The 20,672-nt window shown below is 71.2% G+C and carries 19 protein-coding genes and 1 riboswitch; of the genes, 14 read left to right on the forward strand and 5 right to left on the reverse strand.

Annotation, left to right across the window (positions count from 1 at the left end; genetic code table 11):
- Positions 1 to 78: 78 nt before the first annotated feature.
- Entirely contained in the window at positions 79 to 480 is a 402-nt protein-coding gene (locus CG719_RS32580; RefSeq protein WP_100572298.1) for a response regulator transcription factor, read from the reverse strand.
- A gap of 212 nt (positions 481 to 692) precedes the next feature.
- Between CG719_RS32580 and ctaE the strand changes: the two genes are divergently transcribed.
- The 6 genes from ctaE (at position 693) to CG719_RS32610 (ending at position 7,835) form a co-directional block, all read left to right on the forward strand.
- On the forward strand, positions 693 to 1,304 hold the full coding sequence (gene ctaE, locus CG719_RS32585) for an aa3-type cytochrome oxidase subunit III (protein ID WP_100572299.1): 612 nt from the start codon (positions 693 to 695) through the stop codon (positions 1,302 to 1,304).
- A 62-nt stretch (positions 1,305 to 1,366) separates the two neighbouring features.
- The gene (gene qcrC, locus CG719_RS32590) at positions 1,367 to 2,176 is read left to right on the forward strand and encodes a cytochrome bc1 complex diheme cytochrome c subunit (RefSeq protein ID WP_100572300.1); all 810 of its coding nucleotides are present in this window, start codon (positions 1,367 to 1,369) and stop codon (positions 2,174 to 2,176) included.
- Positions 2,173 to 3,234, forward strand: coding sequence for a cytochrome bc1 complex Rieske iron-sulfur subunit (gene qcrA, locus CG719_RS32595; RefSeq protein WP_100572301.1), 1,062 nt, complete (start codon positions 2,173 to 2,175; stop codon positions 3,232 to 3,234). Before qcrC ends, qcrA begins: the two co-directional genes overlap by 4 nt.
- Positions 3,231 to 4,871: a cytochrome bc1 complex cytochrome b subunit gene (gene qcrB, locus CG719_RS32600; RefSeq protein WP_100572302.1), complete on the forward strand. Its 1,641-nt coding sequence runs from the start codon at positions 3,231 to 3,233 to the stop codon at positions 4,869 to 4,871. Before qcrA ends, qcrB begins: the two co-directional genes overlap by 4 nt.
- Positions 4,872 to 5,019: 148 nt before the next feature.
- The gene (gene trpD / locus CG719_RS32605; protein WP_100572303.1) at positions 5,020 to 6,084 is read left to right on the forward strand and encodes an anthranilate phosphoribosyltransferase; all 1,065 of its coding nucleotides are present in this window, start codon (positions 5,020 to 5,022) and stop codon (positions 6,082 to 6,084) included.
- A gap of 85 nt (positions 6,085 to 6,169) precedes the next feature.
- Positions 6,170 to 6,286: riboswitch (SAM riboswitch) on the forward strand.
- Positions 6,287 to 6,449: 163 nt separating this feature from the next.
- Positions 6,450 to 7,835, forward strand: a complete 1,386-nt coding sequence (locus tag CG719_RS32610; protein WP_234375874.1) for an aminotransferase class V-fold PLP-dependent enzyme — start codon at positions 6,450 to 6,452, stop codon at positions 7,833 to 7,835.
- Positions 7,836 to 7,946: 111 nt separating this feature from the next.
- Here the strand turns inward: CG719_RS32610 and CG719_RS32615 are convergent, their stop codons facing one another.
- On the reverse strand, positions 7,947 to 8,228 hold the full coding sequence (locus CG719_RS32615; protein WP_100572304.1) for an Lrp/AsnC family transcriptional regulator: 282 nt from the start codon (positions 8,226 to 8,228) through the stop codon (positions 7,947 to 7,949).
- Complete coding sequence (locus CG719_RS32620; RefSeq protein ID WP_100572305.1) at positions 8,225 to 8,977, reverse strand: rhomboid family intramembrane serine protease; 753 nt, start codon at positions 8,975 to 8,977, stop codon at positions 8,225 to 8,227. The genes CG719_RS32615 and CG719_RS32620 overlap by 4 nt, the downstream gene beginning before the upstream one ends.
- Positions 8,978 to 9,132: 155 nt before the next feature.
- On the opposite strand from CG719_RS32620, the gene CG719_RS32625 reads away from it, so the two are divergent.
- The 5 genes from CG719_RS32625 to CG719_RS32645 all read left to right on the forward strand — a co-directional run bounded on the left by CG719_RS32625 (position 9,133) and on the right by CG719_RS32645 (position 14,566).
- Positions 9,133 to 9,372, forward strand: a complete 240-nt coding sequence (locus CG719_RS32625) for a hypothetical protein (protein WP_100572306.1) — start codon at positions 9,133 to 9,135, stop codon at positions 9,370 to 9,372.
- A 74-nt stretch (positions 9,373 to 9,446) separates the two neighbouring features.
- A complete protein-coding gene (locus tag CG719_RS32630) occupies positions 9,447 to 10,796 on the forward strand; it encodes an NYN domain-containing protein (protein ID WP_100572307.1) in 1,350 nt (449 codons plus the stop codon).
- 238 nt (positions 10,797 to 11,034) lie between these two features.
- Positions 11,035 to 12,075: a C40 family peptidase gene (locus CG719_RS32635; protein ID WP_100572354.1), complete on the forward strand. Its 1,041-nt coding sequence runs from the start codon at positions 11,035 to 11,037 to the stop codon at positions 12,073 to 12,075.
- 245 nt (positions 12,076 to 12,320) lie between these two features.
- Positions 12,321 to 13,343 (forward strand): C40 family peptidase, encoded by a 1,023-nt coding sequence (locus CG719_RS32640; protein WP_100572308.1) that lies wholly within the window; start codon positions 12,321 to 12,323, stop codon positions 13,341 to 13,343.
- A gap of 32 nt (positions 13,344 to 13,375) precedes the next feature.
- Entirely contained in the window at positions 13,376 to 14,566 is a 1,191-nt protein-coding gene (locus CG719_RS32645; protein WP_100572309.1) for a hypothetical protein, read from the forward strand.
- On the opposite strand, the gene CG719_RS32650 is transcribed toward CG719_RS32645, so the two are convergent.
- Complete coding sequence (locus CG719_RS32650; protein ID WP_234375875.1) at positions 14,554 to 15,804, reverse strand: glycosyltransferase 87 family protein; 1,251 nt, start codon at positions 15,802 to 15,804, stop codon at positions 14,554 to 14,556. The genes CG719_RS32645 and CG719_RS32650 overlap by 13 nt on opposite strands.
- Positions 15,805 to 15,967: 163 nt before the next feature.
- Between CG719_RS32650 and CG719_RS32655 the strand changes: the two genes are divergently transcribed.
- On the forward strand, positions 15,968 to 17,110 hold the full coding sequence (locus tag CG719_RS32655; protein WP_100572311.1) for a glycosyltransferase family 4 protein: 1,143 nt from the start codon (positions 15,968 to 15,970) through the stop codon (positions 17,108 to 17,110).
- Between the two features lie 9 nt (positions 17,111 to 17,119).
- Here the strand turns inward: CG719_RS32655 and CG719_RS32660 are convergent, their stop codons facing one another.
- Complete coding sequence (locus CG719_RS32660; RefSeq protein WP_100572312.1) at positions 17,120 to 18,916, reverse strand: AMP-dependent synthetase/ligase; 1,797 nt, start codon at positions 18,914 to 18,916, stop codon at positions 17,120 to 17,122.
- Positions 18,917 to 19,199: 283 nt separating this feature from the next.
- Here CG719_RS32660 and CG719_RS32665 point away from each other — a divergent pair, with 283 nt between their 5' ends.
- Both CG719_RS32665 and CG719_RS32670 read left to right on the forward strand, forming a co-directional pair.
- A complete protein-coding gene (locus tag CG719_RS32665; RefSeq protein ID WP_199836875.1) occupies positions 19,200 to 19,955 on the forward strand; it encodes a metallophosphoesterase family protein in 756 nt (251 codons plus the stop codon).
- A 145-nt stretch (positions 19,956 to 20,100) separates the two neighbouring features.
- On the forward strand, positions 20,101 to 20,544 hold the full coding sequence (locus tag CG719_RS32670) for an SRPBCC family protein (RefSeq protein ID WP_100572314.1): 444 nt from the start codon (positions 20,101 to 20,103) through the stop codon (positions 20,542 to 20,544).
- Positions 20,545 to 20,672: the final 128 nt, after the last annotated feature.

Raw genomic sequence — 20,672 nt, forward strand, 5'->3', positions numbered from 1 at the left:
GCGGGGCGAGGGGGCGCAGGGCGGCCCGTGGTCGCGCAGGACGCGGGCCGCAGCCCGCCCGGCCTCGCCCCGGGGGGCTCAGACGCCGCTCAGCGCCTTCTTGCGCAGCAGGGACGCCAGCGCGGCCGCGAACTCCACCGGCTCCATCGGGAGGGTGACCGCCGCGTCCGCCCGGCTCCACGTGGCCAGCCACGCGTCCTGCGGCCGTCCGATGAGCAGCAGCACCGGAGGGCAGTTGAAGACCTCGTCCTTGATCTGCCGGCACATGCCCATGCCGCCCATGGGCACGGCCTCGCCGTCCAGGACACAGACGTCGATGCCGCCCCGGTCCAGCTCCGTGAGGACCGCGGCGGGCGTGGCGCACTCCAGGAACTCCACCACGGGGGCGTCCGGAGCCGGCCGCCGGCCGCAGGCCAGCCGCACCTGCTCCCGGGTGTTGGCGTCGTCGCTGTAGACCAGCACCGTGGCGGTCGCCTGCATTGTTCCTCCGCGTCGTTGGTCGGGGAGAACCCCGTCGGGAACTGTCGGGAACTTCCGGGTACCGATGGCGCGGATGCTACCCCCTTCAACTCCTGGTAGACAGCGGTTGGAACAGCCCTTCGGTGAGCTGTACGGGCACAGCACACCCCCGGGACACTCCGAACGGCACCCCCCGGGGTGAGGGCGGGATAAGCGACCGACATAATGTCGGCGTGGCGACAGCAACGACAGTAGAAACCGGGCACGCGCACCCGTCGGTCAACCGACCGAACCTCACCAGCGTCGGAACCATCATCTGGCTGAGTTCCGAGCTGATGTTCTTCGCGGCCCTCTTCGCGATGTACTTCACCCTGCGATCGGTGACGGGTCCGGCGCACTGGAAGGAGATGGCGGGCGCTCTCAACGTCCCCTTCTCGTCGGTGAACACCACGATCCTGGTGCTCTCCTCGCTCACCTGCCAGCTCGGCGTGTTCGCAGCCGAGCGCGGTGACGTGAAGAAGCTCCGGGGCTGGTTCATCGTCACCTTCATCATGGGTGCGATCTTCATCGGCGGTCAGATCTTCGAGTACACCGAGCTGGTGAAGAAGGACGGCATCTCGCTGTCCTCCGACCCGTACGGCTCGGTGTTCTACCTGACCACCGGCTTCCACGGGCTGCACGTGACGGGCGGTCTCATCGCCTTCCTGCTGGTCCTCGGCCGCACCTACGCGGCCCGGAGGTTCACCCACGAGCAGGCGACCGCGGCCATCGTCGTGTCCTACTACTGGCACTTCGTCGATGTCGTCTGGATCGGACTCTTCGCCACGATCTACCTGATCAAGTAGCCGACGAACCGATCCAAGTCCGCAAAGCATCGACGCAGAAGATCCTGACACCGGGGTAATCCGTGAAAAAGCTCTCCGCACGACGACGCCATCCGCTGGCGGCGGTCGTCGTCCTACTCTTCGCGCTGGCGGCCACTGGGGGGCTGTACACCGCGTTCGCGCCCGCGAGCAAGGCGAAGGCCGAGGACACCGCCCAGTCCCTCACCATCGAGGAGGGCAGGAAGCTCTATCTGGTCGGCTGCGCAAGCTGCCACGGCACCGGTGGGCAGGGCACCACTGACGGTCCCAGCCTGGCGGGCGTGGGCGCCGCGGCGGTCGACTTCCAGGTGGGCACCGGCCGTATGCCAGCCCAGCAGCCGGGCGCGCAGATCCCGCGCAAGAAGGTGATCTACAACCAGGCCGAGATCGACCAGCTCGCCGCGTACATCGCGTCCCTGGGCGCCGGCCCCAACGTGCCGACGGCGAACCAGTACAGCCCCGAGGGCGCGGACGCCGCCAAGGGCGGTGAGCTGTTCCGCACCAACTGCGCCCAGTGCCACAACTTCACCGGCAAGGGCGGTGCGCTGACGCACGGCAAGTACGCCCCGGACCTCACGGGTGTGAGCAACAAGCACATCTACGAGGCCATGCAGACCGGCCCGCAGAACATGCCTTCCTTCCCCGACACGCTGCTGCCGGAGAAGAACAAGAAGGACATCATCGCGTACCTCGACGCGGTCAACGGTGACGAGACCACGACCCCGGGCGGTATGGACCTGGGTGGCCTCGGACCGGTCACCGAGGGTCTGTTCGCCTGGATCTTCGGGCTGGGTGCCCTTGTCGCGGTCGCCGTCTGGGTCGCCGCTCGGACCGCAAAGGCCAAGAAGTCATGAGTAGCCAAGACATTCCTGAAGAGAACCTGCCCGCAGAGCAGGCAGCCCACGGGCGCGGCGCGGTCTCCGTGGCGGACGAGCGGGCTCCGTTCGCCGACCCGGGACTGCCGCCCCACGAGCACCGCATCCAGGACATCGACGAGCGGGCCGCCAAGCGGTCCGAACGCGCCGTCGCCCTGATGTTCACGGTGTCGATGCTGGCCACCATCGGCTTCATCGCCTCGTACGTGACGATCCCGCACGACAAGTCGATCTTCGTCTTCCCGCTCGGGCACATCAACGCGCTGAACTTCGCGCTCGGCCTCACGCTGGGCGTGGCGCTGTTCGCGATCGGCGCGGGCGCGGTCCACTGGGCCCGCACCCTGATGTCCGACGCCGAGGTCGCCGACGAGCGTCACCCGATCGAGGCGCCCCCCGAGGTCCGTGCGAAGGTCCACGCGGACTTCAAGCAGGGCGCCAAGGAGTCGGCGATCGGCCGTCGCAAGCTGATCCGCAACACGATGCTCGGCGCGCTCACGCTGGTGCCGCTGTCCGGCGTCATGCTGCTGCGCGACCTGGGCCCGCTGCCCGGAACCAGCATGCGCCACACGCTGTGGGCCAAGGGCAAGCGCCTCGTCAACATGAACACCAACCTTCCGCTGCGTCCCGAGGACGTCTCGGTCGGCTCGCTCAGCTTCGCGATGCCCGGCGGTCTCAAGGAGACGGACGAGGACTTCGCCAACGAGATCGCCAAGGCCGCACTGATGATCATCCGGCTCGAGCCGGGCGACATCAAGGACAAGCGCGAACTCGACTGGGGACACGAGGGCATCGTCGCCTTCTCGAAGATCTGCACCCACGTGGGCTGCCCGATCTCCCTGTACGAGCAGCAGACGCACCACGCCCTGTGCCCGTGCCACCAGTCCACCTTCGACCTCTCCGACGGTGCCCGAGTGATCTTCGGCCCCGCCGGCCACGCTCTGCCGCAGCTGCGCATCGGCGTGGACAGCGAGGGTTACCTCCAGGCGCTCGGCGACTTCGAGGAGCCCGTCGGTCCTGCATTCTGGGAGCGCGGATGAGTACATCAGCAGCCAACGAGTCCCGCGGGTCTCGCGGGAAGGCACCGGCCGGCGAGCGGATCGCCGACTGGGCCGACGGCCGGCTGGGGATCTACTCCCTGGCCAAGGCCAACATGCGCAAGATCTTCCCCGACCACTGGTCGTTCATGTTGGGCGAAGTCTGCCTGTACAGCTTCATCATCATCATCCTCACGGGTGTGTACCTGACGCTGTTCTTCCACCCCTCGATGAACGAGGTGGTGTACAACGGCGCCTACGTCCCGCTGCAGGGTCAGCTGGTGTCCGAGGCGTTCAACTCGACCATGCACATCTCCTTCGAGGTGCGCGGTGGTCTGCTCATCCGGCAGATCCACCACTGGGCCGCGTTGATCTTCCTCGCCGGCATGTTCGTGCACATGATGCGCGTGTTCTTCACCGGCGCGTTCCGCAAGCCGCGTGAGATCAACTGGCTGTTCGGCTTCCTGCTGTTCGCCCTGGGCATGTTCACCGGTTTCACCGGTTACTCGCTCCCGGACGACCTGCTCTCCGGCACCGGTGTCCGCTTCACCGAGGGTGCGATCCTGTCCATGCCGATCGTCGGCACGTACATCTCGTACTTCCTCTTCGGCGGCGAGTTCCCCGGCCACGACTTCGTGGCGCGGTTCTACTCGATCCACATCCTGCTGCTGCCCGGCATCATGCTGGGCCTGGTGGTCGCCCACCTGATCCTGGTCTTCTACCACAAGCACACGCAGTTCGCGGGTCCCGGCAAGAGCAACAAGAACGTCGTGGGCATGCCGCTGCTGCCGGTGTACATGGCCAAGGCCGGCGGCTTCTTCTTCCTGGTCTTCGGTGTCCTCGCGGTCATCGCGGCCATCGTGGAGATCAACGCGATCTGGGTGATCGGCCCGTACCGTCCGGACCAGGTGTCCACCGGCGCCCAGCCCGACTGGTACATGGGCTTCGCCGAGGGTCTGGTCCGCTTCATGCCGGGCTGGGAGGTCAACTTCTGGGGCCACACGCTCGTCCTGGGCGTGTTCATCCCGCTGGTCCTCTTCGGCCTGGTGCTGGCTGCGCTGGCGATGTACCCGTTCATCGAGTCCTGGATCACCGGCGACAAGCGCGAGCACCACATCCTGGACCGCCCGCGCAACGCCCCGACGCGTACCGCGTTCGGTGTCGCCTGGATCACGATGTACATGATCACGCTGGTCGGCGGCGGCAACGACCTGTGGGCCACGCACTTCCACCTGTCGATCAACGCGGTCACCTGGTTCGTCCGGATCGGCTTCTTCGTCGGACCGGTCATCGCGTTCGTCGCCACCAAGCGGATCTGCCTCGGCCTCCAGCGCCGCGACAAGGACAAGGTGCTGCACGGCCGCGAGACCGGCATCATCAAGCGCCTGCCGCACGGTGAGTTCATCGAGGTGCACGAGCCGCTGAGCCAGGAGCAGCTCTTCACGCTCACGGCGCACGACCAGTACGAGCCGGCCGAGATCGGTCCGGCGGTCGACGAGAACGGTGTCGAGCGCAAGATCAAGGGCTCGGAGAAGCTCCGCGCCAAGCTCAGCAACGCGTACTACGGCGAGGACAACCAGATCCCGAAGCCGACCGTCGAGGAGTACAGGGAGATCACGAGCGGCCACGGCCACCACTGATCACTGACCGCTGAGCGTCGCCACGCCACGGTCGAAGGGCCCCGTCCGATCTTCGGACAGGGCCCTTCGCGGTGTCCGGGGCTGGATAGGGTGGACCTGTTCGAGACTCGCGTCCCCGCAGTACGGGACACCGACCCAGGAGCGGCATATGAACGCTGTGACCCCCGCTGGAGGCGACACCGCGGCGGGCCGCTCCTGGCCCGCCCTGCTGAACGGCCTGCTGGACGGCCGTGACCTCACCGCCGACGAGACCGCCTGGGCGATGGACCTGATCATGCGCGGCGAGGCGACCGACGCGCAGATCGCCGGGTTCGTGGTGGCCCTGCGGGCCAAGGGCGAGACGGTGGAGGAGATCACCGGCCTGGTCCGCACCATGTACGAGCACGCCAACGTGATCGAGGTGCCCGGCGCGACCGTCGACATCGTCGGCACCGGCGGCGACGGCGCGAAGACCGTGAACATCTCCACCATGTCCTCGATCGTCGTGGCCGGCACCGGCGCCAGCGTCGTCAAGCACGGCAACCGGGCCGCGTCCTCCGCCTCCGGGGCCTCGGACGTGCTGGGAAAGCTCGGCGTCAATCTGGAGCTGACGCCGCGGCGGGTCGCCGAGGTGGCGCAGGAGGCGGGCATCACCTTCTGCTTCGCGGTCAAGTTCCATCCGGCGCTGCGCCACGTGGGCGCCGCCCGCGGCCAGTTGGCCATCCGCACGGTGTTCAACGTGCTCGGCCCGCTGACCAACCCGGCCAGGGTTCGGGCACAGGCCGTCGGGGTCGCTGACCCGCGCATGGCACCGGTCGTCGCCGGCGTCTTCGCCGAACGCGGCCACTCCTCCCTGGTCTTCCGGGGAGACGACGGCCTCGACGAGCTCACCACGACCGCCACCTCCCAGGTCTGGATCGTCCGGGACGGGGAGGTGACCCAGGAGCGCTTCGACCCGCGGGACGTCGGCATCGAGCTGGTGCCCGTGGAGGCGCTGCGGGGCGGGGACGCCTCGTACAACGCCGAGGTGGCCCGGCGCCTGCTGGACGGCGAGGAGGGGCCCGTACGGGATGCCGTCCTGCTGAACTCCGCGGCGGCGCTGGTGGCGTTGCAGCCGGGACCGGGCACCCTCGCCGAGCAGATCCGGGCGGGCATGGACCGCGCGGCGGAGTCGATCGACTCCGGGTCCGCCAAGCGCACGCTGGAGCGCTGGGTGGCCGCCAGCAACGCCTGATACTCACGTTTCCCCTCGCAGGGCGCAGTCCACGATCCGGACTGCGCCTTGCGCGTGGAAGACCGTGTGGCAGGATGCTGAACCAGGTCATGAGTGACAGCCATGTGGCCCCGGCCGGCTGTCCGGCAACCCTCCGTCCGTGGCGGGGTGCCCCGGGTGAGGACCAGGCCGTAGGCAGCGAGGCCTACGGCAAGCGCGGACCCCTCGCATCACCAGGGGTCCTGGTCGTACGAGGGAGCCTTCCGTGAGCAAGCGAATGCGTTAGGGCGTAGAGCCCCGCCTCCGCATCCCCCTTTCACCCTTCTCCACGCTTGAGCCGTGTCCGCTCGCGTGGCGATGCCGCCTGCTTCCACGGGAGTTCACCCATGTCCGTGTCCACGTCCGTGCCCACCGTTCCCGCCGACCAGTCCGTTCGCCGTGACATCCCGGAGCCGCTGCCCGTGCTGGGCCGCGACGTCACCGTCCCCCTCGTCACAGGCGGGGAGGTCACCTACGCGGCGCTCGACTACGCGGCCAGCGCGCCCGCCCTCCAGCGGGTCTGGGACGACGTCGCCGCGTACGCGCCCTACTACGGCAGCGTCCACCGAGGCGCCGGCTACCTCTCCCAGCTCTCCACCGACCTGTTCGAGAACGCCCGCGGGACGGTCGCGGAGTTCCTGGACTGCCGTGCGGAGGACCAGGTGGTGTTCACCCGGTCCACCACCGACTCCCTCAACCTGCTCGCCCGCGCGCTGCCCACGGACTGCCAGGTCTTCGTCTTCGAGACCGAGCACCACGCCTCGCTGCTGCCGTGGCGGGACGCGCGGGTGACGTACCTCGACGCCCCGCGCACCCCGGAGCGCGCGGTGGCAACCCTGGAGAGGGCCCTCGCCGACCGCGACCCCCACGGCCCGGCCCTGGTGTGCGTCACCGGCGCCTCCAACGTCACCGGCGAACTGTGGCCCGTACGGGAACTGGCCGCCGCCGCCCACGCGCACGGCGCCCGGATCGTCCTGGACGCCGCCCAGCTCGCCCCGCACCACCCGGTGTCCGTCCGCGACCTCGACGTCGACTGGGTCGCCTTCTCCGGTCACAAGCTGTACGCGCCCTTCGGCTCAGGCGTCCTGGCCGGTCGTGCCGACTGGCTGCGCGAGGCCGAGCCGTACCTCGCGGGCGGCGGCGCCAGCCGCACGGTGGCGCGGCGCGCCGACGGTGCCGTGGACGTGCGCTGGCACGAGTCGGCCGCCCGTCACGAGGCCGGCTCCCCGAACGTCATCGGCGCCTACGCCGTCGCCTCGGCCTGTGCGGCGCTGACCGAGGCCGGCTTCGACGACCTCGTCGCGCGCGAGCGGTACCTGATCCGCAAGGTGCGGGCCGGTCTGGCCGAGGTGCCCGAGGTCAGGGTCCTGTCCCTGTTCGGCGACGACGCCCCGCGGGTCGGCGTGATCTCCTTCGTCGTGGCGGGCTGGAACAGCTCCCACTTCGCCGCCGCCCTCTCCGCCGAGTACGGCATCGGCGTCCGCGACGGCCTCTTCTGCGCCCACCCCCTGGTCCGCACGCTGCTGGGCGGCGATCCGCAGAGCCAGGGCGAGTGCGGCGCGCCCGAGGCCGCCCCGGGCGAGAAGTCCCTCAACGCCATCCGGGTGAGCTTCGGCGCGGGCACGCCCGACGAGCATGTGGACCGCTTCGTGGCCGCGGTGCGGGAACTGGTCCGCGAGGGCGCGAAGTGGACGTACCGCACGGAGGACGGCCGCTGCGTCCCCGCGGTGTGATCCGCCCGCTCAGGAGCCCCGGGCGCTGAGGAGCCCGGTGCGGTCGGACGTCCGGAGACTCCGGGCGTCCGTGGTGGTCAGGCGTTCGTCGTGGTCCGGCGCTCGCGCCGGTCAGGAGTCCAGGCCGATGGCGAACGCCGCCTCCAGGTCGTGCTGCGAGTACGTGCGGAAGGCCACGTGCGTGTCCGTCCCCTCGACGCCCGGGATCTTGCTGATCCGCCCCGGGATGACCTCCGCGAGGTCCTCGTGCTGCCGCACCCGGACCATGGCGATCAGGTCGTACGTGCCGGTGACGGAGAAGACCTCGCTGACCGAGTCCAGTGAGGCGATCTGCTCGGCGATCTCGGGGATCCGGTCCACGCTGGTCTTGATGAGGACGATCGCGGTGATCACGGTTGGTTCTCTCCCTCGGGGGCCGGAGCAGGGGCGGGCTTCACTCTAGTCTTCCGGCCGGACCAGGCCCACGCGCAGGCGAAGCCCAGGGCGAAGCCCACCACATGGGCCAGGTAGGCGACCTGCGGTCCCTCGGCGGCGCGTCCCGCGGCCAGCCACTGGAGGGCCGCCCAGAAGGGCAGTACCACCCACGCGGGAAAACGCAGCGGCAGGAAGAACAGGAACGGGAAGAGACTGGTCACCCGGGCGCTGGGGAACAGAAGGAGAAACGCGCCGAGGACCGCCGAGATCGCGCCCGAGGCTCCCACCAGGCTCTGCCCGGAGGCGGCGTTGGCGGCCGCGTAGCCCACCAGGGCCAGGTAACCGCAGCCGACGTAGAACAACGTGAACCGGACGCGGCCCATGCGCTCCTCTGTCATCGCCCCGAAGACGTAGAGGAAGAGCATGTTGCCGAGCAGATGCACCCAGCTGCCGTGCACGAACAGGGCCGTCGCGGGAGTGAGGGCGGCTCGCGGTGAGCCGGTGAACAAGTCGGCGGGGATCACGCCCCACCGCCGGAAGTAGGCCCGCTGGGCGAGCAGCAGCGCGTCCCCGGTGCCGTAGGAGGGATTGAGACCCGAGGCCGGGCCGGTCACGAAGATCAGGCAGCACAGGACGATCAGGGCGCACGTCACCGGCGCCTGCATGCTCCGTACCGCCCTGGCCGCCTCGATCGTCCGGGCGGTCACCGTGTACCTGTTGCCGATCATGTGTACAGAGCATGGCGTAAGGGGACGCAACCGCACAGACCGCCTCGCCGCCGTGGATGGACCGGCGCCGAGTCCCCGCCAGGCCGTAGGGTTACGTGCCACACGCCCAGGGAAACTGGCGCGTCACGGACCACAGAAGGAAGCGAACAGTCACGATGACGGTTCCCCTGCCGACCGCCACGACGCGGTGGCGCTGCACCTTGTGCGGCAATCTCACCCGTTTCGACGTGACCCGCTCGTCGAAGGTTGTCGAGTACGTGCACCTGGACCTGGCCGGAGAGCCGCAGGTCGAGGAGCGCGAGGTGGTCAGTGAGACGATCGAGTCAGTGCGTTGCCGCTGGTGCAACGCCGTGGACCAGGTGGAACTCGTGGACAGGCCGGGCGCCGGCTCCTGAGTGGAACGGGCCCGTACGGGCGACCCCCGCGGGAGGCCGCGGGGTATCGAGGCATTGAGGCATTGGGGTGACGGATGGCGGAGACACAAGGCGGGGGGCCGGGCGACGGCGCCGCCGAGGTGCTCGACCGTCCCCTGCCCGACGGAGTGCGCCGCCGGGTCGTCCAGATCGTCTCCGACTCCTTCGGGGCACTGACGTTCGGGGAACTGCCCGCGCAGCTGCGGCAGTACGCCCGGTTCACGCCCAGCCGCCGGGCGAAGTTCGCCGGCAACGCTATGGCGGCCGCGCTCGAGACCGATCCGCTGTTCCGCCAGCGCGTCGGCGACAAGTTCAAGGAGGCCCAGCCGGAGCTGTCGGCCGCCCTCGACTCCGGCTCGCCGCCCCCGGCCGCGGACCCGCTCGACGTGGCGGCCGCGGCCTACGTGCTGCGCCCGCCGGGCTGGGTGAAGCTGGTCGCCGCCGCGGGCGAGGAGGCCCAGCGGGCGGACGCCGAGCGCGCCGACGAGGAGAGCCGGGCCGAGCTGGAACGGCTGCGCGCCGAGCTGGCGGCGGCCCGTGAGCAGAACCGGGCCGACACCGAGCGGCTGCGCGCCGAGCTGGACGCCGTCCGGAAGGAAGCCGAGTCGCTGCACCGCAGGCTGCGGGCCGCGCACAGCGACGTCAAGCGCGGTGAGGCCGCGTTGCGCAAGGCGCGGGGCGCGCTGGAGGCCGCGCGGGCCGAAGGGCAGGCGCAGGTGTCCGGCGCCGAGAGCGAGACCCGCCGGCTCAAGGCGCGCCTGGGGGAGACGGAGGCCGCGCTGGAGGCCGCCCGCCGGGCGGCCCGCGAGGGGCGCAGCGTGGAGGACATGCGGGTGCGGCTGCTGCTGGACACCGTCCTCGACGCCGCCCAGGGGCTGCGCCGGGAGCTGGCGCTGCCGCCGGTGTCGGTGCGGCCGGCGGAGACCGTGGACGCGGTGGAGCCGGGCCGGATGACCCCCAAGGACATCGCCGCCCGCGCGCTGTCCGAGCACGATCCGGCGATTCTCGACCAGTTGCTCGCGCTGCCGCAGGCGCATCTGGTCGTCGACGGCTACAACGTCACCAAGACCGGCTATCCGCAGATGCCGCTGGAGAAGCAGCGGCTGAGGCTGCTGGGGCAGCTCTCGCAGCTCGCCGCGCAGACCGGCGCCGAGGTCACCTGTGTCTTCGACGGGGCCGAGCTGGTCGCGCCGGTGCTTCTCGCGCCGCCGCGCGGTGTGCGGGTGCTGTTCTCCAAGCCGGGGGTCACGGCGGACGAGCTGATCCGTCAGCTGGTGCGGGCCGAGCCGCCCGGCCGGCCGGTGATCGTCGCCTCGACCGACCGCGAGGTCGCCGACGGGGTCGCGAAGGCGGGGGCCCGGCCGGTGGCCTCGGTGGTGCTCCTGAAGCGGCTCTCGCGCGGCTGAAAACGGACTTAGGGCTGCGAAAAGCCTCAAGCGCAACATACAGGCTGCATTCCCGAATTGGCCGGAAGCGTCACGCGACGCAGGGTCAATAGGTCCTCACTGCTGGTGAGTTATGGGCAAAGAATGCAGCGAGTGGTGGGATTTTCCGCCGCAGGATTTGAATTCATCACGATGAGGTCACTAGGGTCGAGCTCGAACCTCCGAGCGGGTGATCACTCAGAAGAAGGAGCTCGCTTCCGTGGCGTCCCACCGTCGACCCAAGCAACCCAGCCGTACGCGTGTGACTGTGCTCACCACCGCGGCGGCAGCGGCCGTAGCGATCAGTGCCCAGGCCGCCAACGCAGCCCCGAGCGCGAAGCCGAGCAAGGACGAAGTCAAGTCCAAGGTCGACGCTCTCTACGAGCAGGCGGAGCAGGCCACCGAGAAGTACAACGGGGCCAAGGAGAAGCAGGAGAAGCTCCAGAAGGAGATCTCCACCATCCAGGACAACGTCGCCCGCGGCCAGCAGGATCTCAACAAGCTGCGCGACGGCCTCGGTTCGCTGGCCGCAGGCCAGTACCGCACCGGTGGCATAGACCCCTCGCTCCAGCTCTTCCTGTCCTCCGACCCGGACGACTACCTCGACAAGGCCTCCACGCTCGACCAGTTGAGCGGCCAGCAGGTCGAGGCGCTGAAGAAGATCCAGGACAAGCAGCGCGAGCTCGCCCAGGAGCGGTCCGAGGCATCCTCGAAGCTGAAGGACCTCGCCGCCACCCGCACCGAGCTGGGCAAGAAGAAGACGGAAGTCCAGGGCAAGCTCGCCGAGGCGCAGCGGCTCCTGAACAGCCTCACCGCCCAGGAGAAGGCCGCCCTCGACGCCGAGCAGGAGCGGGCCAGCCGGGCCTCCGCCGACCGTGTGCAGCTGGGCAACGCCGCCGCCGCCCCCGCCTCGGGCCGGGCCGGCGCCGCGTTCGCCGCCGCCCAGTCCAAGATCGGCTCGCCCTACGTCTACGGTGCCACCGGTCCGTCCTCCTACGACTGCTCGGGTCTGACCTCGTGGGCGTACGCCCAGGCCGGTGTCAGCATCCCGCGCACCTCCGAGGCGCAGGCCAACGCGGGCACCCGGATCTACTCGCAGAGCCAGCTCCAGGTCGGCGACCTGATCATCTTCTACGGTGACCAGCACCACGTCGGTCTGTACGCGGGCAGCGGCCAGGTGCTGCACGCCCCGCGCACCGGCACCGTCGTGCGCTACGAGCCGATCAGCAACATGCCCTTCCAGTTCGGCGTCCGCATCTGACGTCTCTCCGGGAGAGCCCCTCTCCCACTCGCCCGAACGGGCGAATCCCGGCACCCCACGGTGACCCCGCGCCCCGCCCTGACCTGCGTCAGAGGCGGGGCGGCCGCGTTCGGTGCCCCCTCGGCGGCTTTGGCCGCGGTGTGTCCGCGCGGCTACTGTCTGGCGCGTTTCCCGCAGGCCGGGCGCTCGGCGCCCCGGTCACGGGAAGCGGTCAGTGTCCGCCAGTGGAGGGAGTACGGCTTCCCGTGGGGTCTCATCGCCGCCCAGCACCGTCCGGGTTCGACCGTGGCGCGGGCGCAGCGTTCTGCGTTCTGTCCGTCGCCGCCGCCGCTCTCGGCGCCGTACCGGCCACCTCGGCCGTCGCCGCTCCGCACGGCGACGCCCGGTCCGAGGTCGACCGCCTCTACCAGGAGGCCGAGAAGGCGACCGAGGCCTTCGACAAGGCAGGTGAGCGAGCCGACCTCCTGCGCACCCGGGTGCACGACCTGCAGGACCGCATCGCCCGGCGGCAGCAGCGCGTCAACGACCTCAGGGAGTCGCTGGGTTCGCTGGCCGGAGCCCAGTACCGCTCCGGCTTCGACCCGTCGATCGCCCTGCTGTTCTCCCGCGACCCGGCCGACTACCTCGACAAGGCCGCCACGCTCGACCGGATCACCGACCACCAGACCGGCGAGCTGAAGGCCCTGCGGCGGGTGCTGCGCGAACTCTCGCAGGACCGCATCGAGGCCACCGGCTCCCTCGCCGAACTGGACAGGAACCGCAAGGCGGCCGCGACCCACAAGCGGACGATCGAGCGGAAGCTCGCCCGGGCCCGGCAACTCCTCTCCGCCCTGCCCACGTCGGAGCGCGCGGACTACGACAGGTCCTCCCGGTCCGGCCGCGAGGACCTCTTCCCCGGTCCCGACGCCGGCCCGGCCGCCTCCGGCCGCGCGGCCGCCGCCTTCGCCGCCGCCCGCTCCGCCCTCGGCCGTCCCTACGTCTGGGGCGCCAACGGGCCCACGGGATTCGACTGTTCGGGCCTGATGCAGTGGTCGTACGGGCAGGCCGGAGTGCATCTGCCGCGCACCTCTCAGGAGCAGCGCAACGCGGGCCGGCGGATCCCGCTGTCCGAGGCCCGGCCCGGCGACCTGGTCGTCTACCGCTCAGACGCCGGCCATGTCGCGATGTACGCGGGCAACGGCCGGGTGATCCACGCGCCCCACCCGGGCGCGCCGGTGCGCTACGACCCGGTGAACATGATGCCGATCTCGTCGGTGACCAGGGTCTGACGGCCGTCCCGGTGCCGCCGTACGATCGGGAAATGGCTGGTCGTGGGCAGGCGTCGAAATCCTTGGTGATGGCGGTGTGCCTGCTGCTGGCGTCCCTGACGGCCTGCGGCGGGCCGTCCGCGGCCGACACCGCGAGGGCCGAGGTGCAGCGGGTACTCGACCGGCGGGCGTCGGCGGTCCTCCATCACGACCCGGCGGCGTACGCGGCCACCGGGACCCGGGACCCGTACGCACGGGTGCGGGCCGTCCCGCTGACGGACTGGACCTACCGGCTGGAGAGCCTGCGCCGCAGCGGCGACACCGCGGTCGCGCAGGCCGAACTGCGCTACCGGGTCACCGGATACGACAAGGCGCCCGTCACCGCGGGCCGCACGCTGACCCTGTCCACCGGCGCCGACGGGAAGTGGTATGTCGACTCCGACCGGCCGCGGAGCAAGGCCGCCGAGCAGTTGTGGGACCAGGGCACGGTCTCGGTGGTCCACGGGCGCGGCAGCCTCGTGCTCGGCGTCGGACACGGCGACGCGGACCTGCGCGGTTACGCCCGTCTGGCCGACCGCGCGATACCCGCGGTGTCGGACGCCTGGGGCACGGACTGGAGCCGGCACGTCGTCCTGCTGGTCCCCGGGTCCCTCGAGGGCATGGCCGGACTGCTCGGCTCGCCCGCGTCCAACTACCGCGGCATCGCCGCCGTCACCACGGGCGAGACCGGGGGCGCGGGCCGGGCGCCCGCGGACCGGATCATCGTCAACCCGGCCGCGTACGGCATGCTCGGCCCGCTCGGCAAGCAGGTCGTCCTCACCCACGAGACGACCCACGTCGCCACCCGCGCCCACACCAACGCCGCCACCCCGCTGTGGCTGTCCGAGGGCTACGCGGACTGGGTCGGCTACCGCGGCACCGGCCGCACCGCGGAGGAGGCCGCGCCCGAACTGCGACGGGCCGTGACCGGCGGGGACGTCCCCGCCGCCCTGCCGGCCGACGGTGACTTCGGCTTCGCCGGCGATCCGGCCCGGCTCGCCCGGGCCTACGAGAGCGGCTGGACGGCCTGCCGCATGATCGCCGACCAGTGGGGCGAGCGGCGCCTGGACGACTTCTACCGTGCCGTCGGCGCGCACGGCGTCCGCGAGGGCGCGGTCGAGAACGCCCTGCGAAAGGTCCTCGGCACCACCCTGGAACGGTTCACCGAGCAGTGGCGCGCGTATCTCGTGCGTCAGCTGGGCTGATCGAGCCGGGCGGTGGGCCGGGCGGTCCGCTCCGGCGAGCGGGTCCGGGGCGCGGCGGTGACCGTCGAGCGCCACAGGGCCCGGCAGGCGGTCACGGCCGCGGCCACCAGCAGGCCGTTGCGCAGCAGCAGGAGGGTGACGCCGAGGAGGTCGCTCGCGACGACGTGCCCGAAGTGCACCGGGAACTCCAGGACCGTCACCGGGGCCGCCGCCAGGACGAGGCCGGCCGGCAGCCGCATGCCGTCGTCCCGGAAGCACAGGCGGACGGCGGCCAGCCCGATCAGCCACACCAGGTACTGGGGGCTGAGGACCCGGCTGGTCACCGTGAACAGCAGTACCGCCGCGAACGCCGCGTCGGCGGACGTGTGCGGACGGAAGCGGCGGGCCCGTCGCCGCCACAGCAGCAGCCAGCCGAGGGCGGCTACGGTCAGGGCCAAGGACGCGGTGCTCACGACGTCGGTGTACGGGCCGGCGAACTCCAGCGAGCCGTAGGTGAGCAGCACCTGTCCGTGCCAGCCGAAGTGCCGGGCCAGGTGCAGGACGAGCGCGGCCGGCGCCTCCACCTCCGTGCCCCGGTCACGCTGCGCGGTCAGGAAGGACAGGGCGCCGGGCATGGTGAGCGCGAACAGCGAGACGAGGGCGACCGCGGTCACCGCTGCCGCCGTCCACGCCCGGCGCCCGGCCGCGCCCCGCAGGCCCGGCAGCAGCAGGACCGGCCACACCTTGAGCAGCGCCCCGAAACCGGCCAGCGCGCCCATGGCTCGCGGGTGCCGGGCGCCCGCGAGCAGCGCGGCCACGGCCACCGCGGTCACCATCACGTCGTAGCGCGCGTACAGGACCGGGCCGAGCAGGGGCGCGCCCGCCGTCCACACCCAGGCGCCGCGCAGCGGCCGGCCGGGCCGCCGGCCGGCGCACAGCAGCAGGCACAGCACCGCCAGATCGGCCAGCAGGGCCAGCACGTGGAAGGCCGCGGTGTAGCCGAGGAAGGGCAGGGCGGCGGGGGAGAGGATCGCCAGCGCGGCGGCGGGCGGGTACTGCCAGGTCACGTCGCCGACCGGGAACCCGCCCTGCCGCAGCACCTCGTACCAGCCCTGATACGTCACCGACACATCCACCGTGACGTCGTCCGGCCCCGGAAAGCCGATCACCTTGAACACGAGGAGCAGCAGCACGACCCGGCTGACTCCCCAGACCACCAGCACCCCGGCGAGCCCCCACCGGGTACCTGTCCCGTCCACTCCTCTCCTCTCCCGCAGTCCCGACCGGTCCGTCCGGTCCGCACGATTCATGCGCTTCGTGCGTTTCGTGTCGCGGGGCACATGATCCCGCGACCGGCCGTCGCGGGGCGGGCGGCACGGCCGTGGGCCGTGGCGCCGGGCTGGTTCGGTAGGGTCGGCGGTTGTGCGCAAGACCCTCATCGTGACCAACGACTTTCCGCCCCGGCCGGGCGGGATCCAGGCGTTTTTGCACAACATGGCACTGCGTCTCGACCCGGAGCGGCTGGTCGTCTACGCCTCCACCTGGAAGCGGGGCCGGGAGGGCGCCGAGGCGACGGCCGCGTTCGACGCGGAGCAGCCCTTCACCGTCGTGCGCGACCGTACGACGATGCTGCTGCCGACCCCGGGCGCGACCCGGCGCGCGGTCGGGCTGCTGCGCGGACACGGCTGCACCGCCGTGTGGTTCGGGGCGGCGGCGCCGCTCGGTCTGATGGCGCCGGCCCTCAGAAGGGCGGGCGCCGAGCGGCTCGTCGCCACCACCCACGGGCACGAGGCGGGATGGGCGCAACTGCCCGCCGCCCGCGGACTCCTGCGCCGTATCGGGGAGTCGACGGACACGATCACCTACCTCGGCGAGTACACCCGCTCCCGGATCGCCACCGCGCTCACCCCCGAGGCGGCCGGACGGATGGTGCGACTGCCCCCGGGCGTCGACGAGAAGACGTTCCACCCCGGCTCGGGCGGCGACGAGGTGCGGGCCCGGCTCGGGCTCACCGACCGGCCGGTGGTCGTGTGCGTCTCACGGCTGGTCAGGCGCAAGGGGCAGGACACGCTGATCCTGGCCATGCCGCGGATCCTGGCCGCCGAACCCGACGCCGTCCTGCTGATCGTCGGCGGCGGACCGTACGAGAGGGAGCTGCGCGCCCTGGCGGAGCGGACCGGGGTGTCCGGCTCCGTGCGCTTCACCGGCGCGGTGCCCTGGGCCGAGCTGCCCGCGCACTACGGCGCCGGTGACGTCTTCGCCATGCCCTGCCGCACCCGGCGCGGTGGACTCGACGTCGAGGGCCTCGGCATCGTCTACCTGGAGGCGTCCGCGACCGGACTGCCCGTCGTCGCCGGGGACTCCGGCGGCGCGCCCGACGCGGTACTCGACGGCGAGACCGGCTGGGTCGTGCGCGGAGGCTCCCCCGAGGAGGCCGCCGACCGTGTCGTCGCGCTCCTGGGGGACCCCGCCCTGCGCCGCCGCATGGGGGAGCGGGGACGCTCCTGGGTCGAGGAGAGGTGGCGCTGGGACCTGCTGGCCCGGCGGCTGGAGGAACTGCTCTAGGGGGGTGCGCTACTTGGCGTAGAGCGCCTCGATCTCGCCCGCGAAGTCCCGCGCCACCACGTTGCGCTTGAGCTTCATCGACGGCGTGACGTGCCCCGACTCCTCCGTGAGCTGGGAGGACAGGATGCGGAACTTGCGCACCGACTCCGCCTTCGACACCGCGGCGTTGCCGTCGTCGACCGCCGCCTGGACCGCCGCGTTCAGGTCGGGGTCGTCGCGCAGCGAGGCCGCGGTGGCGTCCGCCGGCTTGCCGTGCTCGGCGCACCAGCGGCGCAGGAACTCCTCGTCGAGGGTGACCAGCGCGCCCACGAACGGCCGCCCGTCGCCCACCACCATGCACTCCGCGACCAGCGCGTGCGCCCGGATGCGGTCCTCGATCACGGCCGGGGCGACGTTCTTGCCGCCCGCGGTGACGATGATCTCCTTCTTGCGGCCGGTGATCCTGAGGTAGCCGTCCTCGTCGAGGGTGCCGATGTCACCGGTGTGGAACCAGCCGTCGGCCAGCGCCTCCCGCGTCGCGCCGGGGTTGTTCCAGTACTCCTTGAACAGGTGCTCGCCGTGCAGCAACACCTCCCCGTCGTCCGCGATCCGGATCACCGAGCCGGGCAGCGGCTGGCCGACCGTGCCGATCTTCTGCCGGTCCCAGGGGTTGAAGGCGGTCGCCGCGCAGGACTCGGTCAGGCCGTAGCCCTCAAGGACCGTGAAGCCGATACCGCGGTAGAAGTGCCCGAGGCGCTCGCCGAGCGGGGCGCCGCCGGAGATGGCGTACTCGCCGCGCCCGCCGAGCACCGCGCGCAGCTTGCCGTAGACCAGCTTGTCGAACACCTTGTGCCTGATCCGCAGACCGAGCGAGGGGCCCGAGGGGCTGTCCAGCTCCTTGCTGTAGGCGATCGCCGTGGCGGCCGCCTTGTCGAAGATCCGGCCCTTGCCGTCGGCCTGCGCCTTGGCGCGTGCCCCGTTGTAGACCTTCTCGAAGACCCGCGGGACACCGAGGATCAGCGTGGGGCGGAACGCGGCCAGCTCGTCGGTGAGGTTCTTGATGTCCGGGACGCAGCCCAGCTTGATCGGCGCCATCATCGGGGCGACCTGGACCAGCCGGCCGAAGACGTGCGCCAGCGGCAGGAAGAGCAGCACCGAGCACTCGCCGGTGCGGAACAGCGGGCGCAGCCGTTCCACGACGTTGCCGCACTCGGCGAAGAAGGCCCGGTGGGTGAGCACACAGCCCTTGGGCCGGCCGGTGGTGCCGCTGGTGTACACGATGGTCGCCGGGTCGTCGGCCTTCGCCAGCGAGCCGCGCTCCTCCACCGCCGCGTCGCTGATGTCCCGGCCGTCCCGGCCGAGTTCCTCGACGCCTCCGGCCTCGATCTGCCAGACGTTCTTCAGCGCGGGCAGCGTCTCGCGCACCGACTCGACGGCGGCCGCGTGCTGGTCCAGCTCCACCACGCAGGCGGTCGCGCCCGAGTCGCCGAGGATCCACCGCACCTGCTCCGGCGAGCTGGTCTCGTACACCGGCACCGTGATCGCGCCCGCGCTCCAGATCGCGAAGTCCAGCAGCGTCCACTCGTACCGCGTACGGGACATGAGGCCCACCCGGTCGCCGGGCTGGATGCCGGAGGCGATCAGGCCCTTGGCGGCGGCGTGCACCTCGGCGAGGAAGGCCCGTGCCGTGACGTCCTGCCAGGCGCCGTCCACCTTGCGCGCGATGACGGCGACGTCGGGATGCTGCGCGGCGTTTCTGCGGACGATGTCGGTCAGATTCCCGTCCGCAGGGACCTCGTACAGAGCCGGAAGGCTGAACTCGCGCAAGACTGCTGCTCCTCATAGGGCGCCGGCGCCATGACGTTGTTGAAATCCAGAGAGGACTGGACGGGCCGGACGTTACCCGCCGGTATGGTTCTTCGACAGGGGGACCCGGCGAGATGTTCGCTGCGTCACACGGATCGATGTTCCCCTGCGCACAGTAGTCGACCCGCCGAATGACCGGCCAGTAACGGCGTTTCCGGCCGCCACTGTTCACGTATGCCACGCCCGCCTACGCTTGATCGCCATGGCACCCACATCGGCCCGTCACAGCAGAACGCGCATCCATGTGGTCAGCGACGTGCACGGCAACGTGCGCGACCTGGCCCGGGCCGGAGAGGGCGCCGACGCCCTGGTCTGCCTCGGCGACCTGATCCTCTTCCTCGACTACGCCGACCACTCGCGCGGCATCTTCCCCGACCTGTTCGGCGTGGAGAACGCCGACCGCATCGTCGAGTTGCGCACCGCCCGCCGCTTCGCCGAGGCGCGCGAGCTCGGCGCCCGGCTGTGGGCGGGCATCGACGGCGACCGGGCCACGGTGATGGAACAGGCGGTGCGCAAGCAGTACGCGGAGCTCTTCGCCGCGTTCCCCAGCCCCACGTACGCCACCTACGGCAACGTCGACATGCCGACCCTGTGGCAGGAGTACGCCCGCGAGGGCACCACCGTGCTCGACGGGCAGCGGGTGGAGATCGGCGGCCGTGTCTTCGGCTTCGTCGGCGGCGGCCTGCGCACCCCCATGCGCACCCCGTTCGAGATCGGCGACGAGGAGTACGCGGCGAAGATCGAGGCGGTCGGCGAGGTCGACGTCCTCTGCACGCACATCCCGCCCGAGGTGCCGGACCTCGTCTACGACACCGTCGCGCGCCGCTTCGAGCGCGGCAGCCGCGCCCTGCTGGAGGCCATCCGCCGCACCCGCCCCCGGTACGCCCTCTTCGGCCACGTCCACCAGCCGCTGGTACGGCGGATGCGGATCGGCGCGACCGAATGCGTGAACGTGGGCCACTTCGCCGGGAGCGGCCGCCCCTGGGTGCTCGAATGGTGAGGGATCCGGCCGATCGCGCAGGTGGGGGTGGAGTCCGGCGGCCGGGCGCGCGGTAGCCTTCACGCTGCACACACATGCGCACGAGGAGCGCACCACCGGCCTCACCCGGCCGCACTACCGGCCCGCATCTGGAGGAGCCACGGCGATGGCGGAACACACCAGCTCGAGCATCACGATCGAGGCGCCACCGGCCGACGTCATGGGGGTGATCGCCGACTTCGCCCGCTACCCGGACTGGACCGGCGAGGTGAAGGAGGCCGAGGTCCTCAAGACGGACGACCAGGGCCGTGCCCAGCAGGTCCGCCTCGTCATGGACGCGGGCGCCATCAAGGACGACCAGACCCTCGGGTACACCTGGACCGGCGAGCACGAGGTCTCCTGGACCCTGGTGAAGTCCCAGATGCTGCGCTCCCTGGACGGCTCCTACGTCCTCAGGCCCGCGGGCGCGCACGGCACCGAGGTGACCTACCGCCTCACCGTGGACGTCAAGATCCCCATGCTCGGCATGATCAAGCGCAAGGCCGAGAAGGTCATCATCGACCGCGCCCTGGCAGGCCTGAAGAAGCGCGTGGAGTCGGGCGAGAAGTAGGGGCGCGCGGACGGCGGTCCGCGGGCGGCCCGGGGCCGGGGACAGGGACCGACGGCAGGGGTCCACTCAGGGCGCGTGTCCCCGGGCGGCGACCGGTCCGTCGACCCGGTCGGATCCACTACCGTTCA

This window comes from Streptomyces sp. CB01373 (assembly GCF_002803075.1).
GTDB lineage: Bacteria > Actinomycetota > Actinomycetes > Streptomycetales > Streptomycetaceae > Streptomyces.